The 1,135-nt window shown below is 48.4% G+C and carries 1 protein-coding gene; it reads left to right on the forward strand.

Translation table 11 applies throughout. From position 1 onward, the window contains the following. The coding region (locus BG32_RS01085; protein ID WP_121526261.1) for a DUF3798 domain-containing protein at positions 1-1,026 on the forward strand (1,026 nt) is incomplete at its 5' end. Between the last annotated feature and the right edge of the window lie 109 nt (positions 1,027-1,135).

The following is a 1,135-nucleotide window of genomic DNA, read 5'->3' on the forward strand; positions in this document are numbered from 1 at the left end:
GATGCTGCTTCCGGTGGGATGATCGTACATCTTACTTACCCTGATAACTTCATGTCTGAACAAGAGACAGTTATAGCACAGATAACTGGTCTCGCAGACGATCCTCTAATGAAGGCTATCATTGTCAACCAGGCAATTCCTGGAACAGTCGAGAGCTTCAGAAGAATCAAGGAAACAAGACCAGACATTCTTCTTCTTGCCGGTCTGCCTCACGAAGATCCTCCAATGCTAGCCGATGCAGCTGATCTTTCCGTCAACGCCGACTCACTGGCACGTGGCTACCTGATAATCTACACGGCCAAGCAGCTGGGCGCAGAGAAGTTCATGCATATCTCATTCCCAAGGCACATGTCTTACGAACTTCTTTCCAAGCGAAGAGACATCATGAGAGCTGCATGTGAAGAACTCGGCCTCGAGTTCATTGATATGGGTTCTCCTGACCCTGTCAGTGACGTTGGAATCGCAGGAGCACAACAGTTCATTCTTGAAAAAGTCCCTGCCTGGCTTGATGAGTATGGACCAAAGACCGCCTTCTTCTGTACAAACGATGCCCACACAGAACCTCTTCTAAAGAGAGTTGCCGAACTTGGCGGTTACTTCATCGAAGCCGATCTTCCTTCTCCTCTCATGGGCTATCCTGGCGCACTTGGTATCTCCTTCACTGAGGAAGAGACTGGCAACTGGCCGGCAATACTCGCAAAGGTAGAAGAAGCCGTTGTCGCGAAAGGTGGGGCAGGGAGAATGGGTACATGGGCTTATTCTCTTGGTTACACGACTACAGCCGCTCTTGCAGAACATGCCAAGAATGTCATCGAAGGCAAATGTGAGATTGACGACTTCGATGCCATTATGGCGGCATTTGCCGAATACACACCAGGCGCGGCTTGGAATGGAAGCTATTACGTCGATGCCAATGGAATCGAGCAAGAGAACTACCTCCTGATCTATCAGGATACCTACATATTTGGCAAAGGTTACATGGGAATCACGGAAGTAGAAGTTCCTGAGAAATATCTAAACTTCTAAGCTAATAGCGTCAAGAAGGGGGGTAAGCCCCCCTTTTCTTGATTCTTTCCAACGTTCGGTATTTGGGGTGAAGCCATGGATGAAAAGCAATACTTGCTGAAGATGGAAA

Origin of the sequence: Mesotoga sp. HF07.pep.5.2.highcov (genome assembly GCF_003666285.1) — a bacterium.
Classification (GTDB): domain Bacteria; phylum Thermotogota; class Thermotogae; order Petrotogales; family Kosmotogaceae; genus Mesotoga; species Mesotoga prima.